Source organism: Rhodoferax sp. (assembly GCF_037143375.1).
GTDB lineage: Bacteria > Pseudomonadota > Gammaproteobacteria > Burkholderiales > Burkholderiaceae_C > Rhodoferax.
Genome location: NZ_JBAWYV010000002.1, coordinates 44,945 through 59,966, shown reverse-complemented (window position 1 = coordinate 59,966; position 15,022 = coordinate 44,945). Strand labels below are relative to the sequence as shown.

Sequence of the window (15,022 nt, the reverse complement as noted above, 5' to 3'; positions counted from 1 at the left end):
GATTTAAGAGAAAGTGAACCATGAGCCATAAACAGATACGAAATATCGCCATCATCGCCCACGTCGATCATGGCAAGACCACCATGGTCGACCAATTGTTGCGCCAGTCTGGCACGTTTGCCGAACACGAAAAAGTGGTCGACACCGTGATGGACAACAACGCCATCGAAAAAGAACGTGGCATCACGATTCTGGCTAAAAACTGCGCTGTGACCTGGGAAGGCACGCACATCAATATCGTTGACACTCCCGGGCACGCCGACTTCGGCGGCGAAGTGGAACGTGCTCTGTCGATGGTCGACGGCGTTGTGCTGCTGATCGATGCGCAAGAAGGCCCTATGCCCCAGACCCGCTTTGTGACCAAAAAGGCGCTGGCCCTTGGCCTGAAGCCCATTTTGGTGGTGAACAAGGTCGACAAGCCCGGTGCGCGTCCTGATTGGGTGGTTAACGCCGCTTTCGATCTGTTTGACAAACTCGGTGCCACCGATGAACAGCTCGATTTCCCCGTCGTTTACGCCTCCGGTATCAACGGCTGGTCGTCGATGGAAGAGGGCGCTCAGGGTGAGCAGTGGGGTCCCGATATGTCGGCCCTGTTCAACACCGTGCTCAAGCACGTGCCTCACCAGCAGGGTGATCCTGCGGCACCGTTGCAATTGCAAATTTCAGCACTCGACTTCTCGACCTTTGTCGGCCGTATTGGCGTAGGCCGTATCAGCCAGGGCACGATCCGTCCGATGATGGACGTCGTGGTCATGGAAGGTCCGGACGGTAAGGCCATCAAGGGCCGTATCAATCAGGTACTGACATTCCAGGGCCTGGAGCGCGTGCAAGCCACGGACGCCGGCCCCGGCGAAATCGTACTTATCAACGGTTTGACGGACATCGGTATTGGCGTCACCATCACCGACCCCGTCACCCCGATGCCGCTGCCTATGCTCAAGGTTGATGAGCCCACGCTGACCATGAACTTTTGCGTCAATACCAGCCCATTGGCCGGTCGCGAAGGCAAATACGTCACCAGCCGCCAGATTTGGGACCGTCTGCAAAAAGAACTTCAACACAACGTGGCCTTGCGTGTCAAGGAAACCGACGAAGAAGGTATTTTTGAAGTTATGGGCCGTGGCGAGTTGCACCTGACCATTTTGTTGGAAAACATGCGCCGCGAAGGTTTCGAGATGGCCGTCTCCAAACCACGCGTCGTCATGAAAGACGTGAATGGTGAAAAGCACGAACCCATCGAGTTGGTAACTGCCGACATCGAAGAGCAACACCAGGGCGGCGTGATGCAGGCTTTGGGCGAGCGCAAGGGCGATCTGGTGAATATGGAGCCGGATGGCCGTGGTCGTGTCCGTCTTGAGTACCGCATCCCTGCGCGTGGTCTGATTGGTTTCACCAACGAGTTTTTGAACTTGACGCGTGGTACCGGCCTGATCTCCAACATCTTTGACAGCTACGAGCCGCATAAAGGCGACATCGGTGGCCGTAAAAATGGCGTGCTGATTTCCATGGACGCTGGTGAAATTTTCACCTACGCTTTGGGCAAGCTCGATGACCGTGGCCGTATGTTTGTGCGCGCCAACGATCCAGTGTACGAAGGCATGATTGTGGGTATCCACAGCCGTGACAACGATCTGGTGGTGAACGCCACCCGTACCAAGCAGCTGACCAACTTCCGCGTCAGCGGCAAGGAAGACGCGATCAAGATCACACCTCCGATCGAGTGCACGCTGGAATACGGCGTTGAGTTCATCGAGGACGACGAGTTGGTCGAAATTACGCCCAAGTCGATCCGTCTGCGCAAGCGTCACCTAACCGAAAGCGAACGCAAGCGCGCTGGCCGCTAAGCCCTGTCAAATGGGTTGACGTCCCGGTTCATACCCGGGACACAAAGCGGGCTCACTAGCCCGCTTTTTTTTGAGCAAAAAAATGAAACTTAGCCATAACCGGGCCGTTCTCCTGATGATTGCGGTGGCCCTGATGTGGTCGACTGCCGGCGTTATCACGCGCCAGTTGGAGTCGGCCCGCAGCTTTGAAGTGACCTTCTGGCGCTCGGCATTCACCGTGTTGTCGCTGTTGGTAATCTTGCCGTATTTTCAGGGCCGTCAGGTATTTCGCCAGATTCGCCAGGGCACTGTGGCTTTCTGGATTTCTGGTGTTTGCTGGAGTGTGATGTTCACCGCCTTCATGGTGGCACTCACCTTGACCAGCGTCGCCAATGTGTTGGTCACGATGTCGATCGGCCCCTTGCTCACTGCACTGATGGCACGCATTTTCATTGGGCACCGCATACCTCCACGGACCTGGGTCGCCATTGTGGTCGCAGGGGGCGGTATCGTTTACATGTACGCCGCCCAGATGGCCGATGCGTCTTTGGTGAGCACCCTGGTCACCTTGATGGTCCCACTCGCCGGGGCGGTGAACTGGACAGTGACGCAGCATTCACACGCGCAGGGCCACGATGTCGACTTGGTCCCGGCGGTGCTGGTGGGCGCCGTTATTTCAGTCGCCATGACGCTGCCCCTGGCGTTTCCATTCCAGGCCACAGGCCATGATCTGGCCTTGCTGGCGGTGCTGGGGTTGGGTCAGTTGGCCATTCCCTGCGTGCTCTCGGTAATTTGTGCAAGGGTTCTCAAAGCGCCTGAAATCTCTCTGCTGCAGTTGCTGGAAGTTATTTTTGGCATCTTGCTGGCCTGGCTCGGTGCACATGAGGTTCCCACCAACTCGGTGCTGATCGGTGGCGCGGTGGTCATCAGCGCGCTGGTGGTTAATGAATTAATTGGCTGGAAAAACCGTGGGATGAAGACATGAATACCGTCAATTTAACGGCACGCCCTGTTGAGCCGCCCACAGTGCTGTGCGAAGTCAAAGGGCAGGTCGGATTCATCTCCTTGAACCGCCCTAAAGCGCTCAATGCCTTGTCACTGGAAATGATTCGTGCCCTGATGGCTTGCTTGCTGGCCTGGCGTGATGATGCCGCTGTGAAGGCGGTGGCCATTCGGGGCGTTAATAAAAACGGTCCTTTTGGTGCATTTTGTGCAGGTGGCGATATCCGCTTTTTTCACCAGGCTGCACTGGCAAACAACCCCGAATTGGACGATTTCTTCACCGAGGAATACGCCCTTAACCACCTGATTCACACCTTCCCGAAGCCGTACATCGTTTTCATGGACGGCATCGTGATGGGCGGAGGCATGGGCTTGTGCGGGCACGGCCGTGCGCCTGCTTTTGCAACGGGTCAAATGGCGAGTCTGCGCATCGTGACCGAGCGCAGCAAGCTGGCCATGCCTGAAACCCTGATTGGCTTGTTTCCTGACGTGGGCGGTGGCTATTTTCTCAGCCGTTGCCCGGGGCGCACGGGTGAATGGCTGGCCATGACGGGCGAAATGCTGGGTGCTGGCCAGGCGCTGAGCCTGGGCTTGGCCGATGTTTGTTTTGATGCCGTGCAACTGCAACCGGCCTGGGAAGACTTGGCAAAAATTGATTTTGCGCAGTCATCCAAGGTGGACGCTTGGGTTGCTATGTATTCAGTAGCTACTAGCGCAGGCGCAACGGGGGCTAGAGGTCAAATTGATCATTATTTCGCGATGGAGTCGGTAGCCGCCATTGTCCAAGCTTTAGAAGCTGAAAATGACGAGTGGACCCGACATACGGCGGCCCTTTTGCGCAAACGATCACCCTTGATGTTGCATGTGGCGCTGGAACAGATTCGGCGCGCCCGCACCCTGTCGCTGGCCGACGATCTGCGCATGGAGCGCGATCTGGTACAGCACTGCTTTCACCCCGTTCATCTTGGCCGCACTGGCAGTCAGAGTGACACGGTTGAAGGTATTCGCGCGCTAGCTGTGGACAAAGACCAGCTTCCCCGCTGGAATCCGGCTCGCATTGAAGAGGTTAACGCGGCCATGGTGGTGCCTTTTTTTGCCAGCCCCTGGACACCTGACAAACATCCGCTGCGTGATTTGATTTAAAGCTGTTGATAGACCGCTTCGGCCAGTTTCATGAGGGTCTCGCGTGGCACGGGTCCCGCCAAGGCGTAGCCAAAACCCTGGTCAACCCAGTAAAAACTGGGAACGGGTCCGTCTGATGAAAATTTGAAGCTGGTGTCCCGTGTATCGGGGCCTGCATTTGCTTTTTCGAGCGCACCCAGGTAGAGCGTGATGCGTGTGCCAGCGCCATTTTGAAACATGAACTGTGCTCGCGCACCGGCTTCGCCCGGCAGCAATCGGCCACCCACCAAGTCATACCCCAAAGGACCTAAATTGGGGACTTTGAGGGGCTTGCCAACGCGCTTTGACAACCATTGCACCAGATGCACCTGTTCAGCGGCCTGTACTTCTACCGGGTGACGCACTTCCGGGGCATAGACGCCGTGGGCAAAACTGGCTTGCCGCACAAAATCCTGCGTGGAGCGGGCTTTGGCGCTGGTCAACGGGGCGGGTGTCAACCCTTCACCGCGCAGAATATTGTTAGAAAGCCAGCCCACGCCAAAAGCCAGCATCACACTGGCGGCCATACCACCCCAGCGCCATCCTGGATGGAGGTCCTGGTGGTTTGCCGCAGGCTTTTGTACGGCCGACATCAAGGAGGCTGGCGTGGATTCGTGAAGAATACGCTGGTGTAAACCAGTCAAAGCTTTGCGCTGACCTTGCCATTGCGCCAGCGTTGCCTGGGCGACAGAGTCAAGCTGTAGCCGCTCCTGGAGTGCCGCCAACTGCGGCGGGGAAACCTGATGGTCGACGAGCGCGTTGATTTCGTCGTCGGTCAAGGGCTGAGAGATATTCCTGTTCATGGTGCTTTTCCGTGGCCTCATTTCAGCAGGCGCAAAGGGGTCCCCACAGAGCGTGAGGCGGGGTGTGCGGGCTCTGCCGTTGCCAAAGCTGGCGCGCTTTGGGCCGGTTCATCCAGCAAGGTTTGCAAGCGGCTACGGGCGCGCGACAGGCGGGACATCACCGTCCCTATGGGTACGCCGGTAATTTTGGCCACTTCGGTGTAGCTCAAGTCTTCGAGTGTGACCAACAACAAAACTTCCCGTTGCTCTGGTGGCAGGCGTAAAAGACAGCGTTGCATATCCAAAGCTTGCCCGAAACCTGCATCAGGCGCCGCCAGTTCATGCGCGACATCATCAATATCGACCCTGCCGCCCTGCGTTTCCCGGACCGAGCGTCGCACCTGATTGGCAAACAGGTTGTGCATGACGGTGAACAGCCAGGCCCGCAGGTCAGAGCCTGCAAGCCACAATCGCCACTTGCTACAGGCGCGTTCCAGCGTGTCCTGAACCAAGTCATCGGCTGCCCAGGCGTCGCCCGTCAGCGCCCGCGCATAACGGCGCAGCGCGGGGATTTGGTCAACGATGGATTGGCGATTCACCTGATCAGCACGTTAATCAATAACCGCCCAACTTGGGCGCTGGTTTGGCCGTCTGCCAAACTTTGTTCACGCCGTCACCTGTTTTGTCGCCTGGCTTGCTGTCCTTGACCCAGTAGTACAAGGGCTTGCCTTGAACTGCCCACTGTTTGGCGCCGTCATCTCGGGTGATGACGCTGTAAGCGCCTTCAGATTTGTCTGCCTCCCCCGCCATCAAAGGTGGCCAGTTGGTGGCGCAAGGGCCATTGCAGACGGACTTGCCACTATTGGCAACGTCTTTGTCGAAGGTGTAAAGGGTCATGCCGTTGGGTCCGACCAGCACGCCGTCGTCCACTTTAACTGGCGCAGACGCCATAGAGGCGCAACCGCCTAAAACCGCCAACGTCAGGCAAAAGGCGAGATGGGTGCGAGGAATGAAATTCATGGGTAACTCCTGGTTTGAGGGATGCAAAAACACATTTGCACAGTCACAAACACCTGTGATGCAGCAAATATTCCCGCCCACCCAAAAAATATCAGCGGCGATGAACTTTCATGGCTCGTTCAACTTCTCGCTTGCCTTCGCGGTCCTTGATGGTGTCGCGCTTGTCGTGCTCGGCCTTACCCTTGGCCAAAGCGATCTCACATTTAATTTTTCCGGCTTTCCAGTGCAGGTTTAGCGGCACCAAGGTGTAGCCTTTTTGATGCACCTTGCCAATCAGCCTTTTGATTTCTTCCTTGTGCAGCAGGAGCTTACGGGTGCGGACCTTGTCGGGGCTGATGTGGGTGGAAGCCGTATTGAGCGGGTGAATCTGCAGGCCAATGATGAACAACTCACCCTCGCGCACCACAATGTAGCCGTCGGTTAATTGCACCTTGCCTTCACGCAGCGATTTAACTTCCCAGCCCTCGAGTACCAAGCCTGCTTCAAGGCGTTCTTCAAAGCAATAATTGTAGGCAGCCTTCTTGTTATCGGCAATGCGGGTAGCGGTTTCGGGTTTCTTGGCCATATTTTCGATGTGGGGTTGTCAGGGATGCGTACAAGGCTTGTCTACAATCCCGCGCAGACCTCCATTCTATGAAAACAGTAAGCAAGTCCGTCCTGATCTGGTACAGCCCGCAAGAAATGTATGTTCTTGTGACCGAAGTTGAGAAATATCCGCAATTTTTACCGTGGTGCGACCACGCGCGGGTGCTTTCGACTGAAGAAAATGGGATGACTGCTGAAGTTGGCATTTCCTTCAGCGGTATTCGCCAGACTTTTACAACCCAAAATACCCACACGCCAGACCGCCAAGTGCTGATGAAACTGGTCAACGGCCCCTTTTCTCGACTGGATGGAGAGTGGAATTTTCTACCCTTGGGCGATGGCACTCAGCGCGCCTGCAAAGTGGAGTTGACGCTTAACTACGGCTTTGACAACGCCACCTTGGGCAGACTCGTCGGCCCCGTGTTTGACAAGATTGCCCGCAGCATGGTCGATGCCTTTGTCAAACGAGCGGGCCAAGTCTATGGGGAGTGAACCCGTGATTCACGTGACGGTGGTGTATTCGCCAGCGCCCAGAGATGTTCGGGAAATCACCCTGACCTTGGCTCCCGGTAGCACGCTGTTAGGGGCACTGCAAGCGACGGGTTGGCGCAAGTTGTTCCCGGAGATTGAACAGCCAACCAGCCTGGTAGGTGTTTGGGGTCGGATGACCCATTGGGGTCATGTGCTTCGTGACAATGACCGGGTTGAAATTTACCGGCCCCTCACCGTCGATCCGAAAGTGGCGCGACGCGAGAGGTTTGCTAAGCAGGGAGCCCGAACCACCGGGCTCTTTCTCAAAAAAAGAGCCGGGGCCGCTACCGGTTACTGATTCGGAGCGACCTTAAGCAGGGGGTTTTATCTCTTATTTGCAGTCGGAATCGATGATGAACTGAATGCGTTTTGCCTCGGCGGAGCGGGTGGCGTCATCCATGATTTCGCGTTCACCTTTTTCATTGGTTCGGGCGATGCGAATGCCGGAATCAAAATTGGTTTTAGCTTGCTTTGCACGTGCACAGTTTTCAATTTTCGATTTCGCTACCCGTTCTTCCTCGGCCTTGCGCTTGGCCACTTCAGCTTCTTCGGCCTTCTTTTTTTTCTCGGCCAGTTCTTTGTCGACACCGCTCAATTTTGGGGCGCTGGCAGACCCATGCGGTGACGACGCTGCAGCCACGGGGGATGCGGCATTGAGAGATGCTTCGTTGGTCACCAAGGGGTTGACCCGGCCAGCAGGTCTTTTAAGAATATTTTTATCCAGAATGTCAGATGGTGGAGCACGGTCGCTGTAGACCTTGCGTCCGTCTTTGTCGGTCCATTGCCACTGCGCGGATGCTGCCATAGACACCAAACAAGTGGCACCAATTACCAATTTACGTAAATATTTCATTTTTCAAGTTTAGCGCGCGCTTGGTAAAAATGTCCTGAATGCCCCACCTTTGATCTGCCAAAAGAGACCGTTTGTCTCAGTTTGAACCATTTTCAGCACCCATGGCACGGGTACAATCCACCATTTGGAGCTTCTATATGCGCCTAATCGGCAAAGCGCTCACCTTCGACGACGTCTTGTTGGTGCCAGCGTTCTCCCAAGTCCTTCCAAAGGACACCTCTCTCGCTACCCGTTTCTCCCGCAATATCGCGTTGAATTTGCCCCTGGTGTCTGCCGCCATGGACACCGTCACCGAAGCACGCCTGGCGATTGCCATCGCGCAGGAGGGCGGTATCGGTATCGTTCACAAAAACATGACGGCCCAAGAGCAGGCGGCCCAAGTCGCCAAAGTCAAACGTTATGAGTCGGGCGTATTGCGTGACCCCGTGGTGATTACGCCGCACCACACAGTGCGTCAGGTCATGGACTTGTCTGCGCAATTGGGTGTATCAGGTTTTCCAGTGTGCGATGGTGGCAAGGTCGTTGGCATTGTGACCGGGCGCGATTTGCGTTTCGAGACACGTTACGACCTGCCGGTGAGTCACATCATGACGCAGCGCGACAAACTCGTCACTGTGCCTGATGGCACCACGTTGGCGCAAGCCAAGGTTTTGCTGAACCAGTTCAAGATTGAGCGCTTGCTCGTGGTCAACGATGCGTTTGAGCTCAAAGGCCTGATTACGGTCAAAGACATTACCAAACAAACCAGTTTCCCCAATGCAGCGCGAGATGCCCAAGGCAAGTTGCGCGTTGGTGCAGCGGTGGGCGTGGGCGAGGGCACCGAAGAGCGCGTAGAGGCGTTGGTGCGTGCCGGTGTCGATGCCATCGTGGTGGATACAGCCCACGGCCACAGTAAAGGTGTGATTGAGCGCGTACGCTGGGTCAAGCAAAACTACCCGCAAATTGATGTCATCGGCGGCAACATTGCTACCGGTGCAGCAGCGCTGGCTCTGGTTGAAGCCGGTGCGGACGCGGTCAAGGTCGGTATTGGCCCTGGCTCGATCTGCACCACCCGTATCGTGGCCGGTGTGGGCGTGCCTCAGATCATGGCGATTGACAGTGTCGCCACAGCACTTAGAGGCACCGGTGTGCCCCTGATTGCTGACGGAGGCATTCGCTTCAGTGGCGACATTGCCAAAGCACTGGCCGCAGGCGCCAGCACCGTGATGATGGGTGGCATGTTTGCGGGTACTGAAGAAGCACCTGGCGAAGTCATTTTGTTCCAAGGCCGCAGCTATAAGAGCTACCGCGGCATGGGCAGCATTGGCGCTATGCAACAGGGCAGTGCTGATCGCTATTTTCAGGAATCCACCACTGGCAATCCGAATGCCGACAAGCTGGTGCCCGAAGGCATTGAAGGCCGCGTGCCTTACAAAGGCTCCGTCGTTGCCATCATGTTCCAAATGGCTGGTGGCGTTCGAGCCAGCATGGGCTATTGCGGTTGCGCCACGATTGAAGACATGCAAAACCAGGCAGAGTTCGTGGAAATCACCACGGCAGGTATCCGTGAGAGCCACGTGCACGACGTCCAGATCACCAAAGAAGCCCCGAACTACCGCGCTGATTAAAAACCATGCATCAAAAAATTCTCATCCTCGACTTCGGCTCCCAAGTCACCCAACTGATCGCGCGTCGCATCCGTGAAGCGCATGTTTTTTGTGAAGTTCATCCTTGTGACGTGAGCGACGACTGGATTCGCGCTTATGCCCGCGACGGCAAGCTCAAGGGCATTATTTTGTCCGGCAGCCACGCCAGCGTTTACGAAGAAACCACTGACAAAGCGCCGAATGCCGTGTTTGAGCTGGGCGTGCCCGTGCTGGGCATTTGTTACGGCATGCAAACCATGGCGCACCAACTCGGTGGATTGGTGCAAAGCGGTCACAAGCGTGAATTTGGTCACGCCGATGTGCGAGCGCACGGCCACACAAAATTACTTGAAGGCATTCAGGATTACGCGACCTCCATGGGTCACGGCATGCTCAAAGTATGGATGAGTCATGGTGACAAGGTCACCGAGTTGCCGCATGGTTTCAAGCTGATGGCCAGTACCGACAGTTGCCCGATTGCGGGCATGGCGGACGAAGAGCGTCGCTTCTATGGCGTGCAGTTCCACCCTGAAGTCACGCACACCAAGCTGGGAGCCGCCATCCTGGAGCGCTTTGTGCTCGAGATTTGTGGCACCCGCGCGGACTGGATCATGGGTGACTACATCAGTGAAGCGGTTGAGAAAATTCGCGCTCAAGTCGGCACTGAAGAAGTTATTTTGGGCCTCTCCGGGGGCGTGGACTCTTCAGTGGCGGCTGCCCTGATTCACCGTGCCATTGGCGACCAACTTACTTGCGTTTTCGTCGACCATGGCTTGTTGCGCCTCAATGAAGGCGACATGGTGATGGAGATGTTTGTCGGAAAACTGCACGCCAAGGTGGTACGGGTCGATGCCGCTGACCAGTTTTTAGGTCATCTGGCGGGCGTGAGCGAGCCCGAAGCCAAGCGCAAGATCATTGGCCGTGAGTTTGTCGAAGTCTTCAAAGCTGAGGCCGGCAAACTCAAAAACGACCAGTCCCGCCATGTGGCCTGGTTGGCGCAAGGCACGATTTACCCCGATGTGATTGAGTCGGGTGCGGCCAAGTCCAAAAAAGCGGTGGTCATCAAGAGCCACCACAATGTCGGCGGTTTGCCAGAGCAGTTGGGACTTAAATTGCTGGAGCCGCTGCGCGAACTGTTCAAGGACGAAGTGCGCGAACTCGGCGTGGCGCTGGGCTTGCCTTACCACATGGTTTACCGGCACCCGTTCCCAGGACCGGGTCTGGGTGTGCGCATTCTGGGCGAAGTCAAAAAAGAATTCGCCGACTTGCTGCGTCTGGCGGATCACATTTTTATCGAAGAATTGCGAAATTTCATCGACCCCGAGTCAGGCAAAAGCTGGTACGACCTCACCAATCAGGCGTTCACCGTCTTCTTGCCGGTCAAGAGCGTGGGTGTGATGGGCGATGGTCGCACTTATGATTACGTGGTGGCCTTGCGGGCCGTTCAAACCAATGACTTCATGACGGCCGACTGGGCCGAATTGCCTTACGCGCTGCTCAAAAAGGTGTCGAGCCGAATCATCAATGAAGTGCGCGGCATCAACCGCGTGACCTACGACGTATCCAGCAAACCACCGGCCACGATTGAGTGGGAATAATCGCAGCCCTTTAACCTGGCGATTCTTATGTATTTGCCACCGCAATTCAATGCCAAGGATCGCAGCCAAGCTTTGCGCTTGATGCGAGAGCACCCGTTCGCCAGCCTGATCAGTGTTGACGAGGGGGGGTTGCCATTTGTCTCGCACATTCCTTTGCACATCGAAGAGCGTGGCGAACAATTGGTGTTGTTAGGTCACTGCGCAAAACCTAATCCGCATTGGCGTTATTTGAGCGCAAGGCCACAAGCCTTGGTGACGTTCATGGGCCCGCAGGCTTACTTGTCGCCGCAGGTGTATCCCGACTTGGTCCGAGTACCGACCTGGAACTATTTGGCGGTGCACTGCACGGTGCAGGCCAGTTTGATAGAAGACGCGCAAGCCAAAGATCAACTTCTGAAGAAGCTTATTGGCGACCACGAGCCTATTTATGCCACCCAGTGGCGGTCTTTAGAGCCTGACTTTCAGCAAAAAATGCTGTCAGGCATTGTTGCGTTCAAACTGCTGGTGACGGATGTGCAGTGCAAACTCAAACTCAACCAGCATCGCCCTGAGTCACATGCCAAGTTGCATGAGATGTATGCCGCTGGAAACGAAGACGAACGCGCCTTGGCTGATTGGATGAATATATTAGGCTTAATGGGCTCTAGCCCCCGTTGAATAAGCGTTAGTAGCTCTGTTTTTCATAGTATTTCTGGATTCAATCAATGACTTCGCCGGGCAAGTGTGAGGCTCTGACCGATACAAAAGCCATGCAACTCGCCTTGTCCCAAGCGAGTTTGGCCGGACTTGCGGGCGAGGTTCCCGTGGGCGCTGTGGTGGTACGCCATGGTCAGGTGATTGCGGTAGGGCGCAATGCCCCCATCGGTCAGCATGACCCGACTGCGCACGCTGAAATGGTCGCCTTGCGCGCCGCATCGCAAGTCCTGGGCAACTACCGATTGGACGATTGCGAGTTATTTGTGACGCTTGAACCTTGCGCCATGTGTGCTGGCACCATGCTGCATGCGCGATTGAAACGCGTCGTGTTCGGCGCTTCCGATCCCAAAACAGGTGCGGCCGGCTCCGTGCTTGACTTGTTTGCCAACCGCCAACTCAATCACCACACGCTGGTTCAGGCGGGCTTGCTGGCAGAGCAAAGCACAATTTTGTTGCAAAATTTTTTCAAGGATAAACGCGAGGCACATCGCTTAATTAGTAGTCCCGTCCGCGAAGATGCCTTACGTACACCAGAGGCACGTTTTGACGACCTTTCAGCTTACCCATGGCCAAGCCACTACTTCAGTGACCTGTCTGTACTGTCTGGCTTGCGCCTACATTTCCTCGACGAAGGCCCGCGCAGTGCGCCGCTGAGCTACTTGTTTTTGCACGGCACGCAAAGTTGGAGTTATTTTTACCGACACATGATTCCTGTGTTGTTAGCCTCGGGGGCCCGTGTGGTCGCACCGGACCTGATTGGTTTTGGTAAAAGTGACAAACCCAAGAAAGAATCGTTTCATCAATTCAACTGGCACCGCCAGGTATTGTTGGCCTTGGTCGAAAAACTTGATCTTCAAAACACGGTGCTGGTGCTGCAAAACCAGAGTCACTTGCTGGGTTTGAGCTTGCCCATAGCGCTGAAAAAACGTTTCTGCGGCTTGTTGGACTTGAATATTGAAACCGAAGTCACTGATGTCAATGACCCGGCTTATGACGCCCCTTTTCCAGACCGTGGCCACCGCGCTGCCTTGCGTGCTTTTCCTCTCAAATGGATGGCTACAGATAATTCAGATGAGACCCCATTGCCACTGCAAGTTGTTGATTTCTGGCAACAACGCGGGTCAGGTCAAACATTCAAGATTCTGGATGGGCACTTGACCAAGGAACCCCGTGCGATCGATGCACAGGCTGCAGTTAGCTTTTTTATACCTCCCTCAACGCAGGCTATTTAGTGAAAAAACACATCTATATTTATTCTCCTTCGGGTGCTGTGCGAGACAAGGCTGCTTTTAAGCGTGGCGTCTCGCGACTTGAAAAATTGGGCCATGAGGTTGAGATTGATGAAGCAGCCCTCGCCAGTCATTTGCGTTTTGCTGGTGACGACGACACTCGATTAGCCGCTATTCACCGGGCCGCTGCCAGCGGTGCTGATGTTGCGTTGATTTCCCGCGGTGGCTACGGCTTGACGCGCATTCTCGACCGAATTCAGTACAAGAAAGTCGCCAAGGCCGTTGACAAAGGCATGCTGTTCGTCGGGATCAGTGATTTCACGGCGTTCCAGAATGCGGTGCTGGCGCGCACGGGCGCTGTGACATGGGCTGGTCCGGCCTTGTGCGAAGGTTTTGGCGTCGCCGACACACCCGACGACATCATGGAAGCCTGCTTTGATGATCTCATTTCGGGACAAGGGGAGGGCGCTGGCTGGCGACAACATCGTGAACCGGCACGAAATGCTACGAATTCAGTAGCTGTTAGCGCACGTGAAACGGGGGCTAGCGCTGATTTTGGTGTAAAGAATGCGGTGATATGGGGTGGCAACTTGTCAGTCTTGGTCTCTCTGATGGGTACACCCTATTTCCCTGATGTCAAAGGCGGCATCCTTTTTCTCGAAGATGTGGCCGAGCACCCTTACCGCATTGAGCGAATGATGACGCAACTGCTGCAAGCAGGTGTTTTGGGTCGTCAAAAAGCAATTGTTTTGGGTCAATTTACTGACTACAAACTTGTGCCGCATGACCGTGGATACAAGTTGCAAAGCGTTGTGGACTGGTTGCGCCTGAAGCTCAAGACGCCGGTGCTCACCAACTTGCCTTATGGCCATGTCGCCACAAAAGTGATCTTGCCAGTTGGTGCTAAAACCAATTTATGGGTAGAGGGTCGCGATGCCATGCTCTTTTGGGGTCATGCCTGAAGCATGCCTTATATGCCCTAAACTTGGCATAAGTTCAAGAAACGGAATCTGTTGGGAATGAGTCTTCACACTACTGTCGTATTTACAGATCTTTTTGGCAGCACAAGTGTTTTTGAAGCCTTGGGGAATGCTCGTGCGACACAGGCAGTGACCGAGATTACGACCTGGATTGCCTCCGTTGTAGAGTCGTACGGTGGGCGGGTAATCAAAATGCTTGGTGATGGCGTGTTGGCTTTGTTTGAAGACAACTCAGCCGCCATCAATGCTGTCGTTGAGATGCAACGCATGCATCAAAAACGCATGCCTCTGATTGCTTCAGACAAACAAATGCCCATTCGTATTGGGGTTGCCAGTGGCGATGTTGAAATCGTCGATGGCGATTGTTATGGTGATGCTGTCAACGTGGCGGCCCGCCTGAGCGATCTTTCGGGTCCGCATCAAATATGGGTCAATAGCGCCGCGCTGCTCGGTGCTGATGAAGGTGATGGCGTGCGTTTTCGCATCCTTGGCCCAATCAATATTCGGGGTCGCGCCGAGCCTTGTACTGTTTATCAGGTTGAATGGCAAGATGACATTACCTCTGACTTTCTGACCGTTCAGGCAGACCTTGATTCTCTTATGGACGGCTCGCGCACTGATGTGCTGGGCGGGGAGATTGAACTGACATGGCTCGACACTCACAAGACATTTAAGTCTTTTGAATTACCGATTCATATTGGGCGCGTGAGGCAAGCGGGGTTTGTGGTGAATGATCCCCGTGTGTCACGCACTCATGCCCGTATTGACTGGCGTAATGGCAGTGTGATGCTGGTGGATGTGAGTTCCTACGGTTGCTGGGTTCGTTTCTCTGGGGGCGGCTCAGACTTGTTGCTACGACGCGAAGAATGTGTCTTGCATGGCCGTGGTGAAATTGCGCTCGGAAGTTCATTTGCTGACCTTAGTGCGCCGACAGTTAGTTTTTCAGTCTCCTAGGCAATCGTCCATTTTCTTAATAATGGCGGTAAGTAGTCGGTGAACCCATAGACCGTCGCACCCGTGCGTGGAACTTCAACACTTCCCGACACCTCTGCCGTTAAGGCACCCGCTGACACACCTCCTGCGCTCTTTGCAAGACCCTCTTGCAATGCCATTTAGCGCCACTTCTCAAACTTGACC

16 protein-coding genes are annotated in these 15,022 nt (G+C 55.2%); 11 read left to right on the top strand and 5 right to left on the bottom strand.

Features of this window, described 5'->3' with window-relative positions; genetic code table 11:
• The first annotated feature begins 20 nt into the window (after positions 1 to 20).
• The 3 genes from typA to WCG50_RS00650 all read left to right on the top strand — a co-directional run bounded on the left by typA (position 21) and on the right by WCG50_RS00650 (position 3,968).
• The gene (typA, locus tag WCG50_RS00660) at positions 21 to 1,844 is read left to right on the top strand and encodes a translational GTPase TypA (RefSeq protein ID WP_336897626.1); all 1,824 of its coding nucleotides are present in this window, start codon (positions 21 to 23) and stop codon (positions 1,842 to 1,844) included.
• Between the two features lie 82 nt (positions 1,845 to 1,926).
• Positions 1,927 to 2,808, top strand: a complete 882-nt coding sequence (locus WCG50_RS00655; protein WP_336897625.1) for a DMT family transporter — start codon at positions 1,927 to 1,929, stop codon at positions 2,806 to 2,808.
• The gene (locus WCG50_RS00650) at positions 2,805 to 3,968 is read left to right on the top strand and encodes an enoyl-CoA hydratase/isomerase family protein (RefSeq protein ID WP_336897624.1); all 1,164 of its coding nucleotides are present in this window, start codon (positions 2,805 to 2,807) and stop codon (positions 3,966 to 3,968) included. Before WCG50_RS00655 ends, WCG50_RS00650 begins: the two co-directional genes overlap by 4 nt.
• On the opposite strand, the gene WCG50_RS00645 is transcribed toward WCG50_RS00650, so the two are convergent.
• From WCG50_RS00645 to smpB, 4 genes are all read right to left on the bottom strand, one after another.
• Positions 3,965 to 4,789 carry an anti-sigma factor gene (locus tag WCG50_RS00645; protein ID WP_336897623.1) on the bottom strand — a complete coding sequence of 275 codons (825 nt, stop codon included), beginning with the start codon at positions 4,787 to 4,789 and terminating at the stop codon, positions 3,965 to 3,967. The genes WCG50_RS00650 and WCG50_RS00645 overlap by 4 nt on opposite strands.
• A gap of 17 nt (positions 4,790 to 4,806) precedes the next feature.
• A complete protein-coding gene (locus tag WCG50_RS00640; RefSeq protein ID WP_336897622.1) occupies positions 4,807 to 5,367 on the bottom strand; it encodes an RNA polymerase sigma factor in 561 nt (186 codons plus the stop codon).
• A gap of 16 nt (positions 5,368 to 5,383) precedes the next feature.
• Positions 5,384 to 5,788, bottom strand: a complete 405-nt coding sequence (locus WCG50_RS00635; RefSeq protein WP_336897621.1) for a hypothetical protein — start codon at positions 5,786 to 5,788, stop codon at positions 5,384 to 5,386.
• A 91-nt stretch (positions 5,789 to 5,879) separates the two neighbouring features.
• On the bottom strand, positions 5,880 to 6,353 hold the full coding sequence (smpB, locus tag WCG50_RS00630; RefSeq protein WP_336897620.1) for an SsrA-binding protein SmpB: 474 nt from the start codon (positions 6,351 to 6,353) through the stop codon (positions 5,880 to 5,882).
• Positions 6,354 to 6,421: 68 nt separating this feature from the next.
• Here smpB and WCG50_RS00625 point away from each other — a divergent pair, with 68 nt between their 5' ends.
• Positions 6,422 to 6,865, top strand: a complete 444-nt coding sequence (locus tag WCG50_RS00625) for a type II toxin-antitoxin system RatA family toxin (protein ID WP_336897619.1) — start codon at positions 6,422 to 6,424, stop codon at positions 6,863 to 6,865.
• Between the two features lie 4 nt (positions 6,866 to 6,869).
• Positions 6,870 to 7,202: an RnfH family protein gene (locus WCG50_RS00620; protein ID WP_336897618.1), complete on the top strand. Its 333-nt coding sequence runs from the start codon at positions 6,870 to 6,872 to the stop codon at positions 7,200 to 7,202.
• Between the two features lie 33 nt (positions 7,203 to 7,235).
• On the opposite strand, the gene WCG50_RS00615 is transcribed toward WCG50_RS00620, so the two are convergent.
• The gene (locus WCG50_RS00615) at positions 7,236 to 7,757 is read right to left on the bottom strand and encodes a DUF4124 domain-containing protein (protein ID WP_336897617.1); all 522 of its coding nucleotides are present in this window, start codon (positions 7,755 to 7,757) and stop codon (positions 7,236 to 7,238) included.
• Between the two features lie 137 nt (positions 7,758 to 7,894).
• On the opposite strand from WCG50_RS00615, the gene guaB reads away from it, so the two are divergent.
• From guaB to WCG50_RS00585, 6 genes are read left to right on the top strand one after another with little or no spacing between them, the layout of a single operon-like run.
• The gene (gene guaB, locus WCG50_RS00610; RefSeq protein ID WP_336897616.1) at positions 7,895 to 9,364 is read left to right on the top strand and encodes an IMP dehydrogenase; all 1,470 of its coding nucleotides are present in this window, start codon (positions 7,895 to 7,897) and stop codon (positions 9,362 to 9,364) included.
• Between the two features lie 5 nt (positions 9,365 to 9,369).
• Positions 9,370 to 10,980: a glutamine-hydrolyzing GMP synthase gene (guaA, locus tag WCG50_RS00605; RefSeq protein ID WP_336897615.1), complete on the top strand. Its 1,611-nt coding sequence runs from the start codon at positions 9,370 to 9,372 to the stop codon at positions 10,978 to 10,980.
• 27 nt (positions 10,981 to 11,007) lie between these two features.
• The gene (locus tag WCG50_RS00600) at positions 11,008 to 11,637 is read left to right on the top strand and encodes an FMN-binding negative transcriptional regulator (protein WP_336897614.1); all 630 of its coding nucleotides are present in this window, start codon (positions 11,008 to 11,010) and stop codon (positions 11,635 to 11,637) included.
• 47 nt (positions 11,638 to 11,684) lie between these two features.
• The gene (gene tadA, locus WCG50_RS00595; RefSeq protein ID WP_336897613.1) at positions 11,685 to 12,908 is read left to right on the top strand and encodes a tRNA adenosine(34) deaminase TadA; all 1,224 of its coding nucleotides are present in this window, start codon (positions 11,685 to 11,687) and stop codon (positions 12,906 to 12,908) included.
• Positions 12,908 to 13,867 carry an LD-carboxypeptidase gene (locus WCG50_RS00590; RefSeq protein WP_336897612.1) on the top strand — a complete coding sequence of 320 codons (960 nt, stop codon included), beginning with the start codon at positions 12,908 to 12,910 and terminating at the stop codon, positions 13,865 to 13,867. The genes tadA and WCG50_RS00590 overlap by 1 nt, the downstream gene beginning before the upstream one ends.
• Positions 13,868 to 13,924: 57 nt before the next feature.
• A complete protein-coding gene (locus WCG50_RS00585; protein WP_336897642.1) occupies positions 13,925 to 14,839 on the top strand; it encodes an adenylate/guanylate cyclase domain-containing protein in 915 nt (304 codons plus the stop codon).
• The last annotated feature ends 183 nt before the right edge of the window (positions 14,840 to 15,022 follow it).

Excerpts from the sequence above, each read along its gene's own strand:
- typA (WP_336897626.1), top strand. The coding sequence starts at position 21 with ATGAGCCATAAACAGATACGAAATATCGCCATCATCGCCCACGTCGAT.
- WCG50_RS00650 (WP_336897624.1), top strand. The coding sequence starts at position 2,805 with ATGAATACCGTCAATTTAACGGCACGCCCTGTTGAGCCGCCCACAGTG.
- WCG50_RS00600 (WP_336897614.1), top strand. The coding sequence starts at position 11,008 with ATGTATTTGCCACCGCAATTCAATGCCAAGGATCGCAGCCAAGCTTTG.
- tadA (WP_336897613.1), top strand. The coding sequence starts at position 11,685 with ATGACTTCGCCGGGCAAGTGTGAGGCTCTGACCGATACAAAAGCCATG.
- WCG50_RS00635 (WP_336897621.1), bottom strand. The coding sequence starts at position 5,788 with ATGAATTTCATTCCTCGCACCCATCTCGCCTTTTGCCTGACGTTGGCG.
- WCG50_RS00645 (WP_336897623.1), bottom strand. The coding sequence starts at position 4,789 with ATGAACAGGAATATCTCTCAGCCCTTGACCGACGACGAAATCAACGCG.
- WCG50_RS00625 (WP_336897619.1), top strand. The coding sequence starts at position 6,422 with ATGAAAACAGTAAGCAAGTCCGTCCTGATCTGGTACAGCCCGCAAGAA.
- WCG50_RS00585 (WP_336897642.1), top strand. The coding sequence starts at position 13,925 with ATGAGTCTTCACACTACTGTCGTATTTACAGATCTTTTTGGCAGCACA.
- guaA (WP_336897615.1), top strand. The coding sequence starts at position 9,370 with ATGCATCAAAAAATTCTCATCCTCGACTTCGGCTCCCAAGTCACCCAA.
- WCG50_RS00655 (WP_336897625.1), top strand. The coding sequence starts at position 1,927 with ATGAAACTTAGCCATAACCGGGCCGTTCTCCTGATGATTGCGGTGGCC.
- smpB (WP_336897620.1), bottom strand. The coding sequence starts at position 6,353 with ATGGCCAAGAAACCCGAAACCGCTACCCGCATTGCCGATAACAAGAAG.
- guaB (WP_336897616.1), top strand. The coding sequence starts at position 7,895 with ATGCGCCTAATCGGCAAAGCGCTCACCTTCGACGACGTCTTGTTGGTG.
- WCG50_RS00615 (WP_336897617.1), bottom strand. The coding sequence starts at position 7,757 with ATGAAATATTTACGTAAATTGGTAATTGGTGCCACTTGTTTGGTGTCT.